Below are 20065 nucleotides of genomic sequence, written 5' to 3' on the forward strand. Positions count from 1 at the left end.
GGAAGAAAAAATGACGCAATTTGCTTTTGTTTTCCCGGGCCAGGGGTCACAGACCGTTGGCATGCTGGCCGAATTGGCCGCACAGTTCCCGATCGTCGAAGAAACCTTCGGCGAGGCCTCTTCCGCCCTGGGTTACGACCTGTGGCAGCTGGTGCAGCAAGGCCCGGCGGAAGAGCTGAACAAAACCTGGCAGACCCAACCGGCTCTGCTGGCCGCCTCGGTGGCGATTTTCCGCGTTTGGCAGCAGCAGGGCGGTAAAGCGCCTGCGCTGATGGCGGGTCACAGCCTGGGCGAATACTCGGCGCTGGTCTGCGCTGGTGTGCTGGACTTCAAGGCGGCGATCCGTCTGGTCGAGCTGCGCGGCAAGCTGATGCAGGAAGCTGTGCCGGAAGGCACCGGCGCGATGTACGCCATCATCGGTCTGGACAACGACGCGATCGCCAAAGCGTGTGAAGAGTCTGCGCAAGGGCAGGTGGTTTCTCCGGTCAACTTCAACTCGCCGGGCCAGGTGGTCATCGCCGGCAACAAAGAAGCGGTTGAGCGCGCAGGCGCCGCCTGCAAAGCCGCCGGCGCCAAACGTGCGCTGCCGCTGCCGGTGAGCGTGCCTTCGCACTGCGCGCTGATGAAGCCGGCCGCCGACAAGCTGGCCGTGGCGCTGCAGGACATCACCTTCAACGCGCCGCAGGTGCCGGTGGTGAACAACGTCGACGTGCGCACCGAAAACGATCCGGAAGCGATCCGCAGCGCGCTGGTGCGTCAGCTGTACAGCCCGGTACGTTGGACCGAGAGCGTAGAATTTATCGCAGCACAGGGAGTGACGTCGCTGCTGGAAGTGGGGCCGGGCAAAGTGCTGACCGGCCTGACTAAACGTATTGTTGACACCCTGACGGCTGCGGCGGTGAACGACACCGCCAGCCTGTCGGCGGCGCTTGAACAATAAAGAGGAAAATGATGAGCTTCGAAGGTAAAATCGTTCTGGTCACCGGCGCGAGCCGCGGTATTGGCCGAGCTATTGCAGAAACGTTTGTGGCACGCGGCGCCAAAGTGATCGGCACCGCGACCAGCGAGAGCGGCGCTGAAGCGATCAGCAGCTACCTGGGCGCAAACGGTAAAGGGTTTATGTTGAACGTTGTTGATGCGCAATCTATCGACAGCGTGCTGGCATCGATTCGCGCCGAATTTGGCGAAATCGACATTTTAGTGAATAATGCCGGCATCACGCGTGATAACCTGCTGATGCGTATGAAGGATGACGAGTGGGAGGATATCCTCGACACCAACCTGACTTCCGTATTCCGCCTGTCAAAAGCGGTAATGCGCGCTATGATGAAAAAGCGGTTTGGCCGTATCATCACCATCGGTTCCGTTGTCGGCACCATGGGGAACGCAGGGCAGGCGAACTACGCGGCGGCTAAAGCCGGTTTGATTGGTTTTAGCAAATCTTTGGCACGTGAAGTTGCTTCGCGTGGCATTACGGTCAACGTCGTGGCACCTGGCTTTATTGAGACGGACATGACACGGGCGTTGACAGATGATCAACGCGCAGGCATTTTGTCATCAGTTCCAGCCAACCGGCTGGGCGATGCTAAAGAAATCGCCAGCGCTGTTGCATTTTTGGCCTCTGATGAGGCCGGCTATATCACCGGTGAAACGTTACATGTCAATGGCGGCATGTACATGATTTAAAAAATGTGAAAACCATTTGCGTTATTTGAGGCAAAAACCGCAAAATAGCGTAAAATCGTGGTTTGACCAGCCGGGATTTAGTTGCATCTTTTTCAGCATTTTATACACTACGAAAACCATCGCGAAAGCGAGTTTTGATAGGAAATTTAAGAGTATGAGCACTATCGAAGAACGCGTTAAGAAAATCATTGTTGAGCAACTGGGTGTTAAACAGGAAGAAGTTTTGAACAACGCTTCTTTCGTTGAAGATCTGGGCGCTGATTCTCTTGACACCGTTGAGCTGGTAATGGCACTGGAAGAAGAATTCGACACCGAGATTCCAGACGAAGAAGCTGAGAAGATCACTACTGTTCAGGCAGCTATTGATTTCATCAACGCTAGCCAGCAGTAAGAGAACATATCTAGGCGGTCGTTCGACCGCCTAAGTTTTTTCTATCCCTAGTGTCATATTTTTCCCTCCCTGGAGGACAAACGTGTCTAAGCGTCGAGTAGTTGTGACCGGACTGGGCATGTTGTCTCCTGTCGGCAATACGGTAGAGTCCACGTGGAACGCTCTTCTTGCCGGTCAGAGTGGCATCAGCCTGATCGACCATTTCGATACCACTGCCTATGCGACCAAGTTTGCTGGCCTGGTAAAGAATTTTAATTCTGAGGATTTCATCTCTCGCAAAGATGCGCGCAAGATGGACGCCTTTATCCAGTACGGTATCGCTGCCGGCATGCAAGCCATGCAGGATGCAGGTCTGGACATCACCGAGGCTAACGCCACCCGCATTGGAGCCGCGATCGGTTCCGGCATCGGCGGCCTGGGTTTGATCGAAGAAAACCACAGTTCACTGGTTAACGGTGGCCCACGGAAAATCAGTCCGTTCTTCGTGCCATCCACCATCGTGAATATGATTGCAGGCCACCTGACAATCATGTACGGCATGCGTGGCCCAAGCATTTCCATCGCCACCGCCTGTACTTCAGGTGTGCACAACATCGGCCATGCGGCGCGTATCATTGCTTACAATGATGCTGACGTGATGCTGGCCGGTGGGGCAGAGAAAGCCAGCACCCCATTGGGCGTCGGCGGCTTTGGCGCAGCGCGCGCCCTGTCCACCCGTAATGACAACCCGCAGGCGGCGAGCCGTCCGTGGGATAAAGATCGCGACGGCTTCGTGCTGGGCGACGGCGCCGGCATGATGGTGCTGGAAGAGTACGAGCACGCGAAAAAACGCGGCGCGAAAATCTACGCCGAAGTGGTGGGCTTTGGGATGAGCAGCGATGCTTATCACATGACGTCGCCGCCGGAAAACGGCGCAGGCGCTGCGCTGGCGATGGAAAATGCCCTGCTTGACGCCGGTGTGACCCCGTCACAAATCGGCTACATCAATGCGCACGGCACCTCTACGCCGGCGGGTGACCAGGCGGAAGCGCAGGCGGTGAAATCCGTCTTCGGCGCCGATGCCCACCGCGTGCTGGTGAGTTCGACCAAATCGATGACTGGCCACCTGTTGGGTGCGGCAGGCGCGATCGAGTCTATCTTCACCGTGCTGGCGCTGCGCGATCAGGCGGTACCGCCAACCATCAACCTGGATAACCCGGATGAAGGTTGCGATCTGGACTTCGTGCCTCATGAAGCGCGCCAGGTCAGCGATATGGAGTTCACCCTGTGTAACTCCTTCGGCTTCGGCGGCACCAACGGCTCGCTGATCTTCCGCCGAGTGTAACTCGCGCTGCGGATAGCTGACGAAAAGCCCGGTTTTTTAACCGGGCTTTTTTACGCCCGCCGTTTGGCCGCCGGTGGGGCTGCGTATCGTCTCGCCGCCTGCTATCCTGCGAGCGTAATGAGATAACCCGGCAACAGGAGGAAGCATGTACTGGATTAACGGACAACGCCACGATGCGCTGGCGCCGAGCGATCGTGGCCTGCAGTTCGGCGATGGCTGCTTTACTACCGCCCGGGTTATCGACGGTAACATCGAGCTGCTGCCCTGGCATCTGGAGCGGCTGCAGCAAGCGGCGCAGCGGCTGATGCTGCCTGCCACCGATTGGCTGGCTTTCGAGCGGGAGATGGCGCTGGCGGCCGAATCAATTCCGCTCGGCGTGGTCAAAGCGATACTGACGCGCGGCAGCGGCGGGCGGGGTTACAGCCCGACGGGGTGCGAAAACCCGACGCGTATCGTCGCCCGCAGCAGCTACCCTGCGCACTATTTGCAGTGGCGCGAGCAGGGCATCACGCTTGCGCTCAGCCCGGTGGCGCTGGCGCGCAATCCGTTGCTGGCGGGGTTGAAGCATTTGAACCGCCTGGAGCAGGTGCTGATCCGCGCGCATCTTGACCAGACGGCCGCCGACGAGGCGCTGGTGCTTGACACTGCCGGTATGCTGGTGGAATGCTGTGCGGCTAATTTGTTCTGGCGTAAGGGAAAAGCGGTATTTACCCCGGATCTGAGCCAGGCCGGCGTCGCGGGCCTGATGCGGCGGCGGGTGATCGCGCTGCTGGCGGGCTCGGAATACCGTCTGCAGTGCGTCAGTGAACCGCTGGAGACGCTGGCCGATGCCGACGAAGTGCTGGTGAGCAATGCGCTGATGCCGCTGCTGCCGGTAAACGCTGCGCAATCATGGCGTTATGCTTCGCGCCAGCTGTATGATTTTTTGCGTCCACACTGTTAACCATGGCTGATTGATGAAGAAAAGAAAGCTGAAGGTCCTGTCTGTTATTGTTGTTCTGGTATTGGCACTGCTGTTTTGGGGCTACCAGAAGATCGAACGCTTTGCCGATACGCCGCTGGCTATCCAGCAAGAAACCATCTTCAAACTGCCGGCCGGCACCGGCCGAGTAGCGCTGGAAGGGCTACTGGTACGCGATAAACTGGTGCACAACGGGCGCTGGTTCCAGTGGCTGCTGAAGCTGGAGCCGGAGTTGGCGGAGTTTAAAGCCGGTACCTACCGGTTCACGCCGGGCATGACGGTGCGCCAGATGCTGAAACTGTTGGCCAGCGGCAAAGAGGCGCAGTTCACCGCACGCTTTATCGAAGGCTCACGCCTGCGTGATTGGCAGCAGGTGCTGCAGCAGTCCAAATACCTGAAACACACCCTGGCGGGCAAGAGCGAAGCGGAGATTGCCGCAGCGCTCGGCATTCCTGCGGGAGAAACGCCGGAAGGGTATTTGTACCCGGATACCTATCAGTATACCGCCGGCATGAGCGACATCGCGCTGCTCAAACGCGCACACGTGCGCATGAACAAAGCGCTGCAGGCCGCCTGGGCCGGCCGCGATACCAGCCTGCCGTATAAAACGCCGGAAGATCTGCTGACCATGGCCTCGATCGTCGAGAAAGAGACCGCGGTGCCGGAAGAGCGCAGCAAGGTCGCGTCGGTGTTCGTCAACCGCTTGCGCATCGGCATGCGCCTGCAGACCGATCCGACGGTGATCTACGGAATGGGCGAAAGCTATAATGGCAACATCACGCGCAAGGATCTGGAGACGCCGACGCCGTACAACACCTATGTGATCGCCGGCCTGCCGCCAACGCCGATCGCCATGCCGGGGGAGGCCTCGCTGCAGGCGGCCGCCAATCCGGCCAAAACGCCTTATCTCTATTTTGTCGCCGACGGCAAGGGTGGGCATACCTTCACCACCAATCTGGCGAGCCATAACCAGGCGGTGCGCGTGTACCGTCAGGCGTTAAAGGAAAAGAATGAAAAGTAAATTCGTTGTTATCGAAGGGCTGGAAGGCGCGGGTAAAACCACCGCGCGCGATACGGTGGTCAATGTGCTGCGCGAACACGGCGTCAGCGACATCGTCTTCACCCGCGAGCCGGGCGGCACGCCGCTGGCGGAGAAGCTGCGCGATCTGTTCAAGCGCGGCATCGACGGCGAATTGCCGACCATCAAGGCCGAAGTATTGATGCTGTACGCCGCGCGTGTGCAGCTGGTGGAAACCGTGATTAAACCGGCCCTGGCGCGCGGCGCCTGGGTGGTGGGCGATCGCCACGATCTCTCTTCACAGGCTTACCAGGGTGGCGGCCGCGGCGTGGATCCGCAGCTGATGAGCTCGCTGCGCGACACCGTGCTGGGGGATTTTCGCCCGGACTTGACGGTCTATCTCGATCTGCCGCCGCTGGTCGGCCTGCAACGCGCACAGGCGCGCGGTCAGTTGGATCGCATCGAACAGGAAGCGCTGCCGTTCTTCGAGCGCACCCGCGCTCGCTATCTCGAGCTGGCGGCGCAGGATAAAACCATCGTCATCGTCGACGCCGCCCAGCCGCTGGAGCAGGTGACCGCGGCGATCCGTGACTGCGTCGGCCACTGGCTGCGGCAGCAGGAAGGCGCATAATGAACTGGTACCCGTGGCTGAACGGCCCTTATCGCCAGTTGGTTGGGCAGTACGCCGACGGCCGCGGCCATCATGCGCTGCTGCTGCACGCGGCGGCGGGCAACGGTGACGACGCGCTGGCCTACGGCCTGAGCCGCTGGTTGATCTGCCAGCAGCGCAACGGTGAAAAAAGCTGCGGCGAGTGCCACAGCTGCCGGCTGATGCTGGCGGGCAACCACCCGGATTATCACGTGCTGGCGCCGGAAAAGGGCAAGAGCAGCCTGGGCATTGAGCCGATCCGCCAGGTGATTGAAACGCTTTACGCCCACGCGCAGCAGGGCGGCGCTAAAGTGATTTGGCTGCCGCAGGCGGAACAGCTGACCGAGGCGGCGGCCAACGCGCTGCTTAAAACGCTGGAAGAGCCGCCGGAGAAAACCTATTTTCTGCTGGGTTGCCGTGAGCCGTCGCGGCTGATGGCGACGCTGCGCAGCCGCTGCCTGTATTGGCATTTGGCCAGCCCGGATGAGCAGCTCAGCCTGCAGTGGCTGGGCCGACAGGCGGCCGGCTCTCAGACGGACCGCCTCACGGCGCTGCGCCTGCACGATGGCGCGCCGCTGGCCGCCGAACAGCTGTTGCAGCCGCAGCAGTGGCAACAGCGCAGCGCCCTGTGCGCCGCGTTGAGCGCCGCGCTGCCGCAGCGCGATATGCTGTCGCTGCTGCCGGTGTTGAACCATGAAGACGTCGCCGAGCGCCTGCACTGGCTGTGCGCGCTGCTGGTGGACGCGATGAAGTGGCAGCAGGGCGCGCATCAGTATGTATTGAATCAGGATCAGCAGCCGCTGGTGCATCAGCTGGCCAGCCTGCTGAGCAGCGCCTCGCTGCAGCAGAACGTGCAGCAGTGGCTGAACTGTCGCCATCAGCTGCTCAGCGTGGTGGGCGTCAATCGCGAGCTGCTGCTGACCGAACAGTTACTTCGCTGGGAACAGATGCTCGGCGCCGCCGGCTATTCCCACCCTCATTCGCTGTAAAGTAAAAGAGTTAAACATTATGTTGTTAGTCGATTCTCATTGCCACCTTGACAGTCTGGATTATCAAACGCTGCACCAGAATGTGGACGATGCGCTGGCCAAGGCCAAAGCGCGCGACGTCGGCTATGTGCTGTCGGTCGCCACCACGCTGCCGGGCTACCGTTCCATGACCGAGCTGATCGGCAAGCGCAACGACGTGGCCTTCTCCTGCGGGGTGCATCCGCTCAATCTGGAAGAGGGGTATGATTACGCCGAGCTGCGCCGCCTGGCGGCGGCGGAACAGGTGGTAGCGCTGGGGGAAACCGGGCTCGATTACTTCTACCAGAAAGACAACCTCGAGCTGCAGCAGGACTCTTTCCGCGAACATATCCGCATCGGCCGGGATCTGAACAAACCGGTGATCGTCCACACCCGTGATGCGCGTGCGGACACGCTGGCGATCCTGCGTGAAGAGAACGCACAGGACTGCAGCGGCGTACTTCACTGCTTCACCGAAGATCTGGCCACGGCCGAAGCGCTGCTGGATCTGGGCTTCTACATCTCCTTCTCGGGCATCGTGACCTTCCGCAACGCTGAACAGCTGCGTGAGGTGGCCCGCTATGTGCCGCTGGATCGCATTCTGGTGGAAACCGACTCGCCTTATCTGGCGCCGGTGCCGCATCGGGGCAAAGAAAACCAACCCGCCTATGTGCGCGATGTGGCTGAATACATGGCGGTATTGAAGGGCGTCAGCCTGGAACAACTGGCCGAAGCGACCACCGCCAACTTTTCACGCTTATTTCACCTTGATCTGTGATCTTTGACCTAGGCTATAGCTGTAGGTCATTGTCTGCGTAATTTTTTTTAAGCTCGTAATTAATCACTGAAACGGGTAAGGTTCCCTCCCGTTTCAGGGTGATTGATGCGTGTTTTTTGGCCCGTTTTGCCAAAAAATAGCCGGTTTATGCAAAGTTACCGCGGCTCGATCATCGAAACGTGATTGTCATCAAACATTGCGCAGGCTATTTATTTTACTCTGCGTAATAAATTCAAGGGGTGCTCAGACACCCTGAATTGCAGGGGTTTTTCTCCCCCCCTTGCAGCGCGAATCATCGCGACAAGAAGTAGCAAAGCATTATTACTCAGGAGCACACTCAACTATGTTCAAGAACGCATTTGCAAACCTGCAAAAAGTAGGTAAATCGCTCATGCTGCCGGTGTCCGTGTTGCCTATCGCAGGTATCCTGCTGGGCGTCGGCTCCGCCAACTTTAGCTGGCTACCTGCGGTAGTCTCCCACGTGATGGCGGAGGCGGGCGGTTCGGTCTTCGCCAACATGCCGCTGATTTTCGCCATCGGCGTCGCTCTGGGCTTCACCAACAACGACGGCGTTTCCGCGCTGGCGGCGGTGGTGGCCTACGGCATCATGGTGAAAACCATGGCGGTGGTTGCGCCGCTGGTGCTGCACCTGCCGGCTGAAGAGATTGCGGCCAAACACCTGGCGGATACCGGTGTGCTCGGGGGGATTATCTCCGGCGCCATCGCGGCCTATATGTTCAACCGCTTCTTCCGCATTCAACTGCCGGAATACCTGGGCTTCTTTGCCGGTAAGCGTTTCGTGCCGATCATTTCCGGTCTGGCGGCGATCGTTCTGGGCGTAGTGCTGTCCTTCATCTGGCCGCCGATCGGTACGGCTATCCAGACCTTCTCGCAGTGGGCGGCTTATCAGAACCCGGTCGTGGCCTTCGGCATTTACGGCGTGGTTGAGCGTGCTCTGGTGCCGTTCGGTCTGCACCACATCTGGAACGTACCGTTCCAAATGCAAATTGGTGAATTCACCAACGCGGCGGGCCAGGTATTCCACGGCGACATCCCTCGCTACATGGCGGGCGACCCAACCGCGGGCAAACTGTCCGGCGGCTTCCTGTTCAAAATGTACGGTCTGCCTGCTGCGGCGATTGCCATCTGGCACTCGGCCAAGCCGGAAAACCGCGCGAAAGTCGGCGGCATCATGATCTCCGCCGCGCTGACCTCGTTCCTGACCGGTATCACCGAGCCGATCGAGTTCTCCTTCATGTTCGTCGCGCCGATCCTGTACGTGATCCACGCTATCCTGGCCGGTCTGGCGTTCCCAATCTGCATCCTGTTGGGCATGCGTGACGGCACCAGCTTCTCGCATGGCCTGATCGACTTTATCGTACTGAGCGGCAACAGCAGCAAAATCTGGCTGTTCCCGATCGTCGGCATCATCTACGGTCTGGTGTACTACACCATCTTCCGCGTGCTGATCGCCAAACTGGATCTGAAAACCCCGGGCCGTGAAGACACCGCTGCCGAGCAGACTGCGCAGGGCGGTTCCGAAATGTCCGCAGCGCTGGTTCAGGCCTTCGGCGGTAAAGAAAACATCACTAACCTGGATGCTTGCATCACCCGTCTGCGCGTCAGCGTGGCCGACGTGTCCAAAGTTGACCAGGCGGGCCTGAAGAAACTGGGCGCAGCCGGCGTAGTCGTCGCTGGCTCTGGCGTGCAGGCCATCTTCGGCACCAAGTCTGACAACCTGAAAACCGATATGGACGAATACATCCGTAATCATTGATTCAGGCAGGGGAGTTACCAAGGGAGGCGAAAGCCTCCCTTTTTTGTTGCCTGCCGTCAGGCACCAAGCCGCTGTTCGAGTTCGGCGAGAGAAGGGAGGAACCAGACCTGTTCGCCGCGGTTGGCTTCGCGCACAAAATCTTGCAGCGCGTTGCTTTGCGCCAGCCAGGGGGTGATATCGCCCAGCAGCGCCACGCGCAGGCGGTAGTTGATGAATTTCTGCAATACGGCGCCGGCCATGCCGCTTCTGAGTTGGAAGAAGGCGGCGTCGAGGCGGTTGACGGGGAGGGCAATCATCCCGGCATCGTGTTCAAAGGCGGGCGCGATAAACAGGCTGACGTCGTTTTCGTTTTTCAACAGCGGCCCGGCTTCGGCGAAAACCACCAGGCGCAGATCATGGATTTGCCGCACGGCGTAGCGCATCGGCGCTCCGGGAGTCAGGGTTTGGCGTGCTTTTGCAGGTAATGCTCGAACACCGCCAGCGTTTCGTCCGAGATATGGTGTTCAATCCCTTCGCTGTCCAGCTCGGCGGTTTCGCTCGGCACCCCGACGCACATCAGCAGATCGACCACGATGCGGTGACGGCGGCGCACCTTCTGTGCCAGCTGCTCGCCTTCTTCCGTTAAAAACACCCCGCGATAAGGGCGCGATTCCACCAGCCCGGCGCTTTTCAGCCGCGCGATATTTTTGATCGCCGTCGGGTGAGACACGCCGAAGCGGCGCGCAATGTCGGTGGTTCTGGCTTCGCGGGTGCTTTGCAGCAAATCGGCGATCAGCTCAACGTAATCTTCGATCAGCGCATTGGACTGCGCTTCGCGGGCGCGGCTAAAACGCAGGGCGTGCTCGGCCTCGTCCGGCATGTCGGTCTGGGCGTGGCGGTCGGCGTTATCTGGCGCGCGGGTAACCATAGCGTGGGGCGTCCTGTAAGCATAAAAATGGCATCTCCCGGCAATACGGGGAGGGTTGCCCTAAGTTAGTCCAAATAGCACACATTATCAATTCGATGCCACGCATTGTGGTAGTTAGAAATATCTCTACACAAAGCCAATGAATTTCGCCTGTTGCATAAAGTGTAGCCGATGCTACATTGTCAACATGATAGGTGGAAAAATAACCAGTAAAAGATTGAGGGTACTTCATGCGTGATGCGGCAACCACTCCATCGTTAACCGAACGGACCAACATTGCGATTGGCGCCGCCCTTGCCGGACGCAAGCGCGGCGCCTTTACGCCGTTGCTGTTCGCCGGCCCGGCGGTGATTGCCTCTATTGCCTATATGGATCCCGGCAACTTCGCCACCAACATCCAGGCCGGGGCGAAATACGGCTACAGCCTGCTGTGGGTGGTGGTGATGGCCAACCTGATCGCCATGCTGTTCCAGGCGCTGTCGGCCAAGCTGGGCATCGTCACCAACCGCAATCTGGCGGAGATGTGCCGCGACCAGTTTTCACGGCCGGTAGTGATCGGCATGTGGCTGCTCAGCGAAGTGGCGGCGATGGCCACCGATCTGGCGGAGTTTCTCGGCGGGGCGATCGCGCTGGCGCTGCTGTTCCATATGCCGCTGCTGGCGGGAATGGGGGTGACGGCGGTGATCACCTATGCGCTGTTGATGGTGGAAAAAAAAGGTTTCCGCCCGGTCGAGCTGATGATCGGCGGCCTGGTGGGGATCATCGCGCTGTGTTACCTGGTCGAGATGTTCATCGTACCGGTGGACTGGCAGGCGGCCGGGATCGGCATGGTGACGCCGCAGCTGCCGGACGCGCAGGCGTTGACCATCGCCGTCGGCATTATCGGTGCCACCGTGATGCCGCACGCCATTTTCCTGCATTCGGGGCTGACCCAGCACCGCAGCCCGGCCAGCGATAACGGCGAACGGCGCAAGCTGCTGCGTTTCTCCAATATTGAGGTGGTGATCGCGCTGGCGCTCGCCGGGTTGGTGAATATCGCGATGGTCATCATGGCCTCTAGCGCCTTCCACGCCGGTAACAGCGACGTGGCCGAAATTGGCACCGCCTACCATACGCTGACGCCGCTGTTCGGTGCGGCGGCCGCCGGCATCTTCCTCGCTTCGCTGATCGCCTCCGGCATTTCCAGCTCGGTGGTGGGCACCATGGCCGGGCAGATGATCATGCAGGGCTTCGTTGGCTTCCGCATTCCGGTGTGGGTGCGCCGCCTGGTCACCATGGTGCCGGCGTTTATCGTGGTGGCGATGGGCGTCAACGCCACCGACGCGCTGGTCTACAGCCAGGTGGTGCTGAGCCTGGCGCTGCCGGCCCCGATGATCGCGCTGGTGATGTTCACCCGCCGCCGCGACATCATGGGCGAGTTCGCCAACGGCCGCTGGACCAGCCTGGCGGCGGTGGTCGGCACGGTGGTGATCGTGCTGCTCAACGTGGTGCTGCTGTTGCAGACCTTCGGCGTCGAGATCCCTGGGCTGGGGTGATCTTATGGGTCGCGCGGGGCGCGGCCGCGTCGCTAAATTAAATTATAAATTCCCCACGCCACCGTCCATCTGCAGCTCGGCGCCGACCATAAAGGCCGACTCGTCCGCCGCCAGAAACACCGCCGCTTTGGCTAGCTCCAGTGCGCTGCCCATGCGGCCGATCGGCACCAGCGCGCGGATATCGTCGCGCAATGCCTGCTCATCCGCTTCCGCCAACCCCAGCTTACCCAACGCCGGGGTTTCGGTCGGGCCGGGGCTGAGGCCGTTGACGCGAATGCCGCGCGCGTGCAGCTCACCGGACAGCGTTCTGGCCAGCGACAGCAAACCGGCTTTGCTGGCGGCGTAGGCGCTGCTCTGCGGCAGGCCGATATGGGCGCTGACCGAACCGCATAGGATCACCGAGGAAGGGTTGGCCAGCAGCGGCAGCAGCGCCTGGATCAGAAAGAACGGCCCCTTCAGGTTGATGTCCATCAGCCGCTGGTAGCTCTGCTCATCCCACTCCGGCAGCGGGCGATGCGTAACGTCGCCGGCGTTAACGTACAGCACGTCCAGCCGCGGCCACCGTTGATCCAACTGCTGCGCCAGCGCGCGCTGCTGCGGGATGTCGCCGGCGTCGCTCAGCAGCAACAGCGCCTTGCCCGCCAATGCCTGGCCCGCCGCTTCCAAGGCGCTTTGGCTGCGCCCGGTGATCGCCACCGTCGCGCCCTCGGCGATGAACTGGCGGGCGGTTTCCAACCCGATGCCGCTGGTGCCGCCGGTAATCAATGCGTATTTGCCTTGCAGTCGTGACATAACCGATTCCTCTTTAGCGTCAGTTGCGGCATTATTTGCGCTATAGTTCCTTTTGCATAGTAGGCACCTTTTGGATACTAAAGGGCGAGGTGGGATGAAATGACGGCGCAAGCGCCATTAGCGGCGGAAAATAATTTGGCGGCGTTGCCGACGGCGGGCGAATCCTGCCCGATGGTTGACTTCGTCAATCTGGTGTCGGGCAAGTGGGCGATACCGATCCTGTACCGGCTGATCGTGATCGACAGCCCGGTACGATTCAGCGAGCTGCAGCGGGCGGTGGCGCCCATTGCGCAAAAAGAGCTAACGCGCCAGCTGCGGCTGTTTGAGCAGCGCGGCCTGGTGACGCGGCAGGTGTTTCCCGAAGTGCCGCCGCGGGTGGAGTATCAGGTCACCGCGCTCGGTAAGTCGCTGCGGCCGACGTTGGACTCGTTGGCCGAGTGGATGCGTCGGCACGCGCCGCAGCTGATCGGCGGCTAGTCGCCGATGCCCGGCGGGTTGATGGCGGAGCGCTCGACCTTTTCGTCGCCTTCGCCCCAGCGCTCCAGCACCTGCGCGTATTCGCCGCTGACGATGACGCCGTTGATGGCGGCGTTGATGGCGTTGACCAACCCGTTGCCTTTCTTGCTGGTAACCGCCACGTAGGCCACGCTGGGGCCGATGCCGACCATTTTGGTCTTGCCGGTCAGCGCCGCCTTGTAGGCGCCGGTGGAGTGGGGGCCGAAGAACGCGTCGGCGCGCCCGGACTGAATGCTCAGGTTGGTGGCGGCGTCGTCGGTCACATAGATCGGCTGCACCGGCGGCAGCCCGGCGGCGCGATTCTGTTTATCCCACCCCAGCAAAATGTTTTCCTGATTGGTGCCGGATCCGACGATGATCCGCAGCCCGGCGACGTCTTGCGGCCGGTTGATCGAGGTGATATGGCTGGTGGATTTGACGTAAAAGCCCAGCGTGTCCACCCGATAGGTGGCGAAGTCGAATTTGGTCTTGCGCTGTTTGGTGACGGCGATGTTGAAGATCGCTGCATCATATTTGCCGGCGCTGATACCCAGCGGCCAATCTTCCCAGGAGGTGGGCACCAGATTCAGCGTCAGTCCGAGGCTGTCGGCCACCAGGCGGGCGATGTCCGGATCGCTGCCGATCAGCGTTTTATTGTCCTCGGCGAACAGCGCCAGCGGCGGGGAGTTCTCGAACGCGACCGCCACCGTCAGCTTGCCGGGCACCGCAAAGTGAAAATTCGCCGGAATCAGTGCGATAGCGGCCGGGTTCGGCTCTGCGCGTATCGGCTCTCGGTTAGCCTGCAGATCGATACCGCCCGCCGTGGCCGCCTGAACGGCAGCGCTCAGCAACAGCGCGCACAGCGCCGAAATCCTCTGTGGCATAACACCCTCTACTCTTTGTTAATCATGGGGTTACTATTGGCGGCGGCGCGGGGCAAGTAAAGCAACAATAGTGAATAACCAAAGTGAAAAGATGCACAAGCGGGGCGCCGGCCTGCGCGAATCTGCAGCACTCGACGCGGAAAGTGCGCAATCAGGTTGAAAGCAGTAGAATTTGTCACTCATACTGCGTACAGCTAATTGTGTAAAAAGGAACGCCAGATGGCCGAAGAAACGATTTTCAGTAAAATTATCCGCCGCGAAATCCCTGCTGATGTGGTTTATCAGGATGAACTGGTCACCGCTTTCCGTGACATCTCCCCTCAGGCACCCACCCATGTGCTGATCGTTCCCAACGTGCTGATCCCAACCGTCAACGATGTGACCGTGGAGCACGAAGCCGCGCTGGGCCGCATGATCACCGCCGCGGCGAAGATCGCCGAACAGGAAGGCATCGCCGAAGACGGCTATCGTCTGATCGTCAACTGCAACCGCCATGCCGGTCAGGAGGTCTATCATATTCATATGCACCTGGTCGGTGGCCGCTCGCTGGGGCCGCTGCTGTCACGCTAAGCGAGGAAATCATGCGCGGTAAAAAAACTCTGCGTGGTCTGATGGCGTTGGCGCTGCCCGTCGCGTTGCTGATGGGGTGCAGCTCGCCGTCCGGCATCGCGGTTAATCAACGCCAAACGGTGGTGATGGATCCTTCGGTGCTGACCGCCGGCATTTTGGCCGATACGCCCTCGATTTCGAACGCCTCCGGGCGGGTGATGGCGACCTCGGTGCTCAACAACAGCCAATCGACGCCGGTCACCGTGCATTATCGTTTCTATTGGTACGACGCGCAGGGGCTGGATATTCGCCCCTTCGAGAAACCGCGCGAGATCGTCGTGGCGCCCGACTCGGACGCCAAAATCTACTCGATTAACGGCAACCTGGACGCCAAAAGCGCGCGTCTGTATCTGTACCTGTAAGCGCTTGCCAGGTTTGGAGAAAAAGCATGAAAAAGTACGTCTTAGTGGCGCTGGCCGCATTAACCCTCAGCGGCTGTCTGTCGCGTCCGCCTGAGTCGGATCAGCCGCTGCCGCCGGTCACCGTTGAGCCGGATCAACCGAAGCCGCCGGTCGAGCAGCCACAGCCGCCAACCACCGAGCCGGTGCCGCAGCCGCCGAAAATCCAGCAGCTTGACTGGCTGGGCAGCGTTCAGCCGCTGGTGGGGCAGATGCTGAAGGCCGATGGCGTCACGGCCGGCAGCGTGCTGCTGCTGGACAGCGTCAAGAACAATACCAACGGTTCGCTGCAGATGGGCAAAGCCACCGCGGCGCTGTACAAGGCGCTGGCGTCGAATTCCACCTTCAGCGTGGTGCCGGAAGCGAAGCTGACCAGCGCCCGACAAACGCTGGGCCTGTCGGCGGATGACAGCTTCGGTTCGCGCAGCAAGGCGATTGGCCTGGCGCGCATCGTCGGCGCGCAGTACGTGCTGTACAGCGACGTCAGCGGCGACGTGAAGTCGCCGGCGTTGGATATGCAGCTGATGCTGGTGCAAACCGGCGAGATCGTCTGGTCGGGCAATGGCGCCGTTAAACGCTGAGGCCGCGCTGCGACGATTGATGGAAACCAGACTGCCGGCGGTGAATACCGCCGGTTGTCATTTCAGCCCGGTGCAGGGGCTGACCGGCGAGAGCTGGCGCATCGACGGCGCGGGCATCACGCTGTTGGCGCGGCAGCACAGTGCGGAAAAACGCGCACTGGGCGTGAGCCGCCGGCGGGAAGCGCGGGTCTTGCGCCGCTGCGCGCCGGGGCTAGGGCCACGGGTTTTCGCACAGAATAATCAGTGGCTTATCCTTGAATGGCTCGAGGGTGACGTCGTCACCGATACCGAGTTTGCGGCGCTGAATCAGCGCGGCGAGCTGGCGGCGATGGCGGCGGAACTGCACCGGCGGCCGCTCAGCGGTTACCGACTGGATCTGCAGCGGCAGTTCCGCCGCTACTGGCAGCAGCTGGATAGGCGGCGTTTAACCCCTGACTGGCTGCGCCTGCAGCGTCATTTTTTACGCAGCGCCTCGCCACGGCCGCTGCGCCTGGCGCCGCTGCACATGGACATCCATCCGGGCAATCTGCTCGCCACCGGCGAAGGGCTGCGGCTGATCGACTGGGAATATGCCGCCGACGGCGACGTGGCGCTGGATATCGCCGCGCTGTTTCGCGGCAACGGTTGGTCGGCCGGCCAGCAGCAGCGCTTTTTGCAGTACTACGCGCGCCAGGGCTATCACGACGTCGCCCGGCTGCAGGCGCAGGTGCACCGCTGGCTGCCGTGGGTCGATTATCTGATGCTGCTGTGGTTCGAAGTGCGCTGGCAGCAGAGCGGCGACGCCGAATTTTTGCGCTGGGGCGCGGCGGTGCGCCGGCGGCTTTGTTTATCACCATCCGAATTCTGAACGAACAATAATGAAGTGAGGTGCCCGTGGGCCCAGTAATGCTAGATGTCGCCGGCTACGAGCTGGATGCAGAAGAACGCGAAATTTTGAAACACCCGCTGGTTGGCGGATTGATCCTGTTTACCCGCAACTTCCACGATGCGGAGCAGCTGCGTGAGCTGGTGCGCCAGATCCGCGCCGCCTCGCACGATCGGCTGGTGGTGGCGGTGGATCAGGAGGGCGGGCGCGTACAGCGCTTCCGCGAGGGCTTCACCCGCCTGCCGGCGGCGCAGTCGTTCGCCGCGTTGCACGATGCGCAGGAAGGCGGCCGGCTGGCGCAGGAGGCCGGCTGGCTGATGGCGGCGGAAATGATCGCACAGGATATCGACATCAGTTTTGCGCCGGTGCTGGACATCGGCCACGGCAGCGCGGCGATCGGCGAGCGTTCGTTCCACAGCGATCCGCAGCAGGCGCTGGCGATGGCGGAACGCTTTATCCTCGGCATGCACAGCGCCGGCATGAAAACCACCGGTAAACACTTCCCGGGGCACGGCGCCGTCAGCGCCGATTCGCACAAGGAAACCCCGCGCGATCCGCGGCCGCTGGCGCAGATCCGCGAGCACGACATGGCGATCTTCCGCGAGCTGATCAACCGCCAGCTGTTGGACGCCGTCATGCCGGCCCACGTCATCTATACTGAAGCGGACCCGCGTCCGGCCAGCGGCTCGCCTTACTGGCTGCAGCAGATCCTGCGTCAGGAGCTGGGCTTCGACGGCGTAATTTTCTCCGACGATCTGTCGATGGAAGGCGCCGCCATTATGGGCAGCTACGCCGAGCGCGGTCAGGCGGCGCTCGATGCCGGTTGCGACATGATCCTGGTGTGCAACCACCGCGAAGGTGCGGTCAGCGTGCTGGATAACCTGTCCCCGGTCAAAGCAGAGAAGGTGAAGCGGTTATATCATCGCGGTCAGTTCACCCGTCAGGAACTGCGCGACTCCGAGCGCTGGCAGCAGGCGCACAAGGCGCTCAGCGCGCTGAGCGAACGCTGGGAGGAGCACAAGCAGCGTTCGCAAGGGTGAATCCAGGCGCCGCATCGCGGCGCAGAGCGGAAATGATGAGGGCCGCGCCCGCGGCCCTTGGCTTGTTGCGAGGATCCACATGATTATCTATTTGCACGGCTTCGATTCCACCAGTCCCGGCAATCATGAAAAGGTGTTACAGCTGCAGTTTATCGATCCGGACGTGCGCTTCATCAGCTACAGCACGCTGCATCCGCGTCACGACATGCAGCATCTGTTGAAAGAGGTGGACAAGGCGGTGCAGCAGGGCGGCGACGCGCACCCGTTGATCTGCGGGGTCGGCCTCGGCGGCTTCTGGGCGGAGCGCATCGGCTTCCTGTGCGGCATTCGCCAGGCGATGTTCAACCCCAATCTGTACCCGGAAGAGCACATGCACGGCAAGATAGACCGGCCGGAAGAGTATCGCGATATTGCCACCAAGTGCGTGGAGGATTTCCGCGAGAAGAACCGCGACCGCTGTCTGGTGGTGCTGTCGCGGCACGACGAGGTGCTGGATAACCGGCGCAGCGCCGAATTGCTGCATCACTACTACGAAATCGTCTGGGATGAACAGCAGACGCACAAGTTCAAAAACATCTCACCCCATCTGCAGCGGATCAAGGCGTTCAAGGCGCTGGGTTAACAGTTTCATAACGCCGCCGCGAGCCGCACCCACCGTTTTGTACCGACGGAAAGTGCGGCTTTTTTGTACGCCAAGGTAAAGTTTTTCGTGGCAATCGGCAAAATTTAAAACTGTGACTCAGCGCTAACTATTTGAATCACAATCCCCAAAAAATCCCCGCGTCCAGCCTTTAACCAAAAAAATTTGATGTACGTCAATTTTGGTATGACCAAATAACCTCGCATGTTATTCTGGCCTCAGAGAGCCGATTTATTTTAAGCGAACCCTATGTATTCTAAGGATATTATTTATTTACCCTGGAATAACAAATGGTTCACATTTAGGGGGTTATTTTGACAACGCCAAAGAAGAAAATCGTTATTGTTGGCGGCGGTGCCGGTGGCTTGGAGCTGGCGACCAGCCTGGGCCATAAACTTGGCCGCAAGAACAAAGCGGAGATCACGCTGGTGGATCGCAACCACAGCCATTTGTGGAAACCGCTGTTGCACGAAGTGGCGACCGGTTCCCTCGATGACGGCGTGGATGCGCTCAGCTACTTGGCGCACGCGCGCAACCACCATTTCAGCTTCCAACTGGGGTCGTTGACCAACATCAACCGCGAGACGCAAACGCTGCAGCTGGCGCAGATCTGCGACGAGCAGGGCGGCGAACTGGTGCCAGCGCGCGAATTGCCGTACGACATCCTGGTGATGGCGCTGGGCAGCACCTCGAACGATTTCGGTACGCCGGGCGTGAAAGAGCACTGCATCTTCCTGGATAACCCGCATCAGGCGCGCCGCTTCCACAACGAAATGCTCAACCTGTTCCTGAAGTTCTCGGCGCAGCCGGGGCAAAAAGAGCGGGTCAACATCGCCATCGTCGGCGGCGGCGCCACCGGCGTTGAGCTGTCCGCCGAACTGCACAACGCGGTGAAGCAGCTGCACAGCTACGGTTTCGAAGGCCTGGACAACAGCGCATTGAACGTGACGCTGGTGGAAGCCGGCGAGCGCATTCTGCCGGCGCTGCCGCCGCGCATTTCCGCTGCGGCGCACCAGGAGCTGATCAAACTGGGCGTGCGCGTGCTGACCAACACCATGGTGACCAGCGCCGATGCCAAAGGCCTGAACACCAAAGGTGGCGAGTTCATCGATGCCGATCTGATGGTATGGGCGGCCGGCATCAAGGCGCCGGACTTCATGAAAGACATCGGCGGCCTGGAAACCAACCGCATCAACCAGCTGGTGGTGGAGCCGACGCTGCAGACCACGCGCGATCCGAACATCTTCGCCATCGGCGACTGCGCCTCCTGCCCGAAAGAGGGCGGCGGTTTTGTGCCGCCGCGCGCTCAGTCGGCGCACCAGATGGCCTCGCGCTGCGCCACCAATATTCTGGCGCTGATGAACGGCCAGACGCTGAAGCCATACGTGTATAAAGACCACGGCTCGCTGGTGTCGCTGTCGCGCTTCAGCACCGTCGGCAGCCTGATGGGCAACCTGATGCGCGGCTCGATGATGGTGGAAGGGCGCATCGCGCGCTTCGTTTACATCTCGCTGTACCGCATGCACCAGGTGGCGCTGCACGGCTACATCAAAACCGGCCTGATGATGCTGGTAGGCGGCATCAACCGGGTGATCCGCCCGCGTCTGAAAATGCACTGATCCTGCCTTCGTCGACCAACCCGCGCCGGTTCGCCCGCGCGGGTTTTTTTATGGCGGCGCGAGGCGAACGGCGGCGGTTGTTTGATTCTTCAGCATAAGCTGTCGTCGG

General features: G+C 60.7%; 23 protein-coding genes. 19 read left to right on the forward strand and 4 right to left on the reverse strand.

Annotated features, from left to right (window positions below):
• The first annotated feature begins 10 nt into the window (after positions 1 to 10).
• The 10 genes from fabD (at position 11) to ptsG (ending at position 9591) form a co-directional block, all read left to right on the forward strand.
• Positions 11 to 940 carry an ACP S-malonyltransferase gene (gene fabD / locus ACJ8QI_RS05410; RefSeq protein WP_015377451.1) on the forward strand — a complete coding sequence of 310 codons (930 nt, stop codon included), beginning with the start codon at positions 11 to 13 and terminating at the stop codon, positions 938 to 940.
• A gap of 11 nt (positions 941 to 951) precedes the next feature.
• On the forward strand, positions 952 to 1686 hold the full coding sequence (gene fabG / locus ACJ8QI_RS05415) for a 3-oxoacyl-ACP reductase FabG (RefSeq protein ID WP_016928193.1): 735 nt from the start codon (positions 952 to 954) through the stop codon (positions 1684 to 1686).
• A gap of 154 nt (positions 1687 to 1840) precedes the next feature.
• Positions 1841 to 2077, forward strand: coding sequence for an acyl carrier protein (gene acpP, locus ACJ8QI_RS05420; RefSeq protein WP_004719003.1), 237 nt, complete (start codon positions 1841 to 1843; stop codon positions 2075 to 2077).
• A gap of 82 nt (positions 2078 to 2159) precedes the next feature.
• Positions 2160 to 3401: a beta-ketoacyl-ACP synthase II gene (gene fabF, locus ACJ8QI_RS05425; RefSeq protein WP_049197999.1), complete on the forward strand. Its 1242-nt coding sequence runs from the start codon at positions 2160 to 2162 to the stop codon at positions 3399 to 3401.
• Positions 3402 to 3546: 145 nt separating this feature from the next.
• Positions 3547 to 4344: an aminodeoxychorismate lyase gene (gene pabC / locus ACJ8QI_RS05430; RefSeq protein ID WP_060419536.1), complete on the forward strand. Its 798-nt coding sequence runs from the start codon at positions 3547 to 3549 to the stop codon at positions 4342 to 4344.
• A gap of 13 nt (positions 4345 to 4357) precedes the next feature.
• Positions 4358 to 5383, forward strand: coding sequence for an endolytic transglycosylase MltG (gene mltG / locus ACJ8QI_RS05435; RefSeq protein ID WP_442532179.1), 1026 nt, complete (start codon positions 4358 to 4360; stop codon positions 5381 to 5383).
• Positions 5373 to 6011 carry a dTMP kinase gene (tmk, locus tag ACJ8QI_RS05440; protein WP_442532180.1) on the forward strand — a complete coding sequence of 213 codons (639 nt, stop codon included), beginning with the start codon at positions 5373 to 5375 and terminating at the stop codon, positions 6009 to 6011. The genes mltG and tmk overlap by 11 nt, the downstream gene beginning before the upstream one ends.
• The gene (gene holB / locus ACJ8QI_RS05445) at positions 6011 to 7018 is read left to right on the forward strand and encodes a DNA polymerase III subunit delta' (protein WP_197809075.1); all 1008 of its coding nucleotides are present in this window, start codon (positions 6011 to 6013) and stop codon (positions 7016 to 7018) included. Before tmk ends, holB begins: the two co-directional genes overlap by 1 nt.
• A 19-nt stretch (positions 7019 to 7037) precedes the next feature.
• Positions 7038 to 7814, forward strand: a complete 777-nt coding sequence (locus tag ACJ8QI_RS05450; RefSeq protein ID WP_442532181.1) for a metal-dependent hydrolase — start codon at positions 7038 to 7040, stop codon at positions 7812 to 7814.
• Positions 7815 to 8157: 343 nt separating this feature from the next.
• A complete protein-coding gene (gene ptsG, locus ACJ8QI_RS05455; protein WP_019455831.1) occupies positions 8158 to 9591 on the forward strand; it encodes a PTS glucose transporter subunit IIBC in 1434 nt (477 codons plus the stop codon).
• 56 nt (positions 9592 to 9647) lie between these two features.
• Here the strand turns inward: ptsG and ACJ8QI_RS05460 are convergent, their stop codons facing one another.
• Complete coding sequence (locus ACJ8QI_RS05460; protein WP_442532182.1) at positions 9648 to 10013, reverse strand: DUF4180 domain-containing protein; 366 nt, start codon at positions 10011 to 10013, stop codon at positions 9648 to 9650.
• 14 nt (positions 10014 to 10027) lie between these two features.
• Positions 10028 to 10498: a manganese-binding transcriptional regulator MntR gene (gene mntR, locus ACJ8QI_RS05465; RefSeq protein WP_038875534.1), complete on the reverse strand. Its 471-nt coding sequence runs from the start codon at positions 10496 to 10498 to the stop codon at positions 10028 to 10030.
• A gap of 230 nt (positions 10499 to 10728) precedes the next feature.
• Here mntR and ACJ8QI_RS05470 point away from each other — a divergent pair, with 230 nt between their 5' ends.
• A complete protein-coding gene (locus ACJ8QI_RS05470; protein WP_049271379.1) occupies positions 10729 to 12033 on the forward strand; it encodes an Nramp family divalent metal transporter in 1305 nt (434 codons plus the stop codon).
• 42 nt (positions 12034 to 12075) lie between these two features.
• Here the strand turns inward: ACJ8QI_RS05470 and ACJ8QI_RS05475 are convergent, their stop codons facing one another.
• Positions 12076 to 12825 (reverse strand): SDR family oxidoreductase, encoded by a 750-nt coding sequence (locus ACJ8QI_RS05475; protein ID WP_442532183.1) that lies wholly within the window; start codon positions 12823 to 12825, stop codon positions 12076 to 12078.
• A 99-nt stretch (positions 12826 to 12924) separates the two neighbouring features.
• Here ACJ8QI_RS05475 and ACJ8QI_RS05480 point away from each other — a divergent pair, with 99 nt between their 5' ends.
• On the forward strand, positions 12925 to 13302 hold the full coding sequence (locus ACJ8QI_RS05480; protein ID WP_442532184.1) for a winged helix-turn-helix transcriptional regulator: 378 nt from the start codon (positions 12925 to 12927) through the stop codon (positions 13300 to 13302).
• Here ACJ8QI_RS05480 and ACJ8QI_RS05485 read toward each other — a convergent pair.
• Positions 13299 to 14204 carry a transporter substrate-binding domain-containing protein gene (locus ACJ8QI_RS05485; RefSeq protein ID WP_336842911.1) on the reverse strand — a complete coding sequence of 302 codons (906 nt, stop codon included), beginning with the start codon at positions 14202 to 14204 and terminating at the stop codon, positions 13299 to 13301. The genes ACJ8QI_RS05480 and ACJ8QI_RS05485 overlap by 4 nt on opposite strands.
• A gap of 219 nt (positions 14205 to 14423) precedes the next feature.
• Between ACJ8QI_RS05485 and hinT the strand changes: the two genes are divergently transcribed.
• The 7 genes from hinT to ACJ8QI_RS05520 all read left to right on the forward strand — a co-directional run bounded on the left by hinT (position 14424) and on the right by ACJ8QI_RS05520 (position 19956).
• A complete protein-coding gene (gene hinT / locus ACJ8QI_RS05490; protein ID WP_004928776.1) occupies positions 14424 to 14774 on the forward strand; it encodes a purine nucleoside phosphoramidase in 351 nt (116 codons plus the stop codon).
• Between the two features lie 11 nt (positions 14775 to 14785).
• Complete coding sequence (locus tag ACJ8QI_RS05495; RefSeq protein WP_336842910.1) at positions 14786 to 15175, forward strand: YcfL family protein; 390 nt, start codon at positions 14786 to 14788, stop codon at positions 15173 to 15175.
• Positions 15176 to 15201: 26 nt separating this feature from the next.
• Positions 15202 to 15792 carry a penicillin-binding protein activator LpoB gene (gene lpoB, locus ACJ8QI_RS05500; protein ID WP_336842909.1) on the forward strand — a complete coding sequence of 197 codons (591 nt, stop codon included), beginning with the start codon at positions 15202 to 15204 and terminating at the stop codon, positions 15790 to 15792.
• Entirely contained in the window at positions 15773 to 16639 is an 867-nt protein-coding gene (thiK, locus tag ACJ8QI_RS05505) for a thiamine kinase (protein WP_308342736.1), read from the forward strand. The genes lpoB and thiK overlap by 20 nt, the downstream gene beginning before the upstream one ends.
• 38 nt (positions 16640 to 16677) lie before the next feature.
• Positions 16678 to 17697, forward strand: a complete 1020-nt coding sequence (nagZ, locus tag ACJ8QI_RS05510) for a beta-N-acetylhexosaminidase (RefSeq protein WP_033646434.1) — start codon at positions 16678 to 16680, stop codon at positions 17695 to 17697.
• A 79-nt stretch (positions 17698 to 17776) separates the two neighbouring features.
• Positions 17777 to 18319, forward strand: coding sequence for an alpha/beta hydrolase YcfP (ycfP, locus tag ACJ8QI_RS05515; RefSeq protein ID WP_033638056.1), 543 nt, complete (start codon positions 17777 to 17779; stop codon positions 18317 to 18319).
• Positions 18320 to 18651: 332 nt separating this feature from the next.
• Positions 18652 to 19956: an NAD(P)/FAD-dependent oxidoreductase gene (locus ACJ8QI_RS05520; protein WP_004928794.1), complete on the forward strand. Its 1305-nt coding sequence runs from the start codon at positions 18652 to 18654 to the stop codon at positions 19954 to 19956.
• The last annotated feature ends 109 nt before the right edge of the window (positions 19957 to 20065 follow it).

This window comes from Serratia sp. CY84636 (assembly GCF_052166245.1).
Taxonomy (GTDB): Bacteria; Pseudomonadota; Gammaproteobacteria; order Enterobacterales; family Enterobacteriaceae; genus Serratia; species Serratia nevei.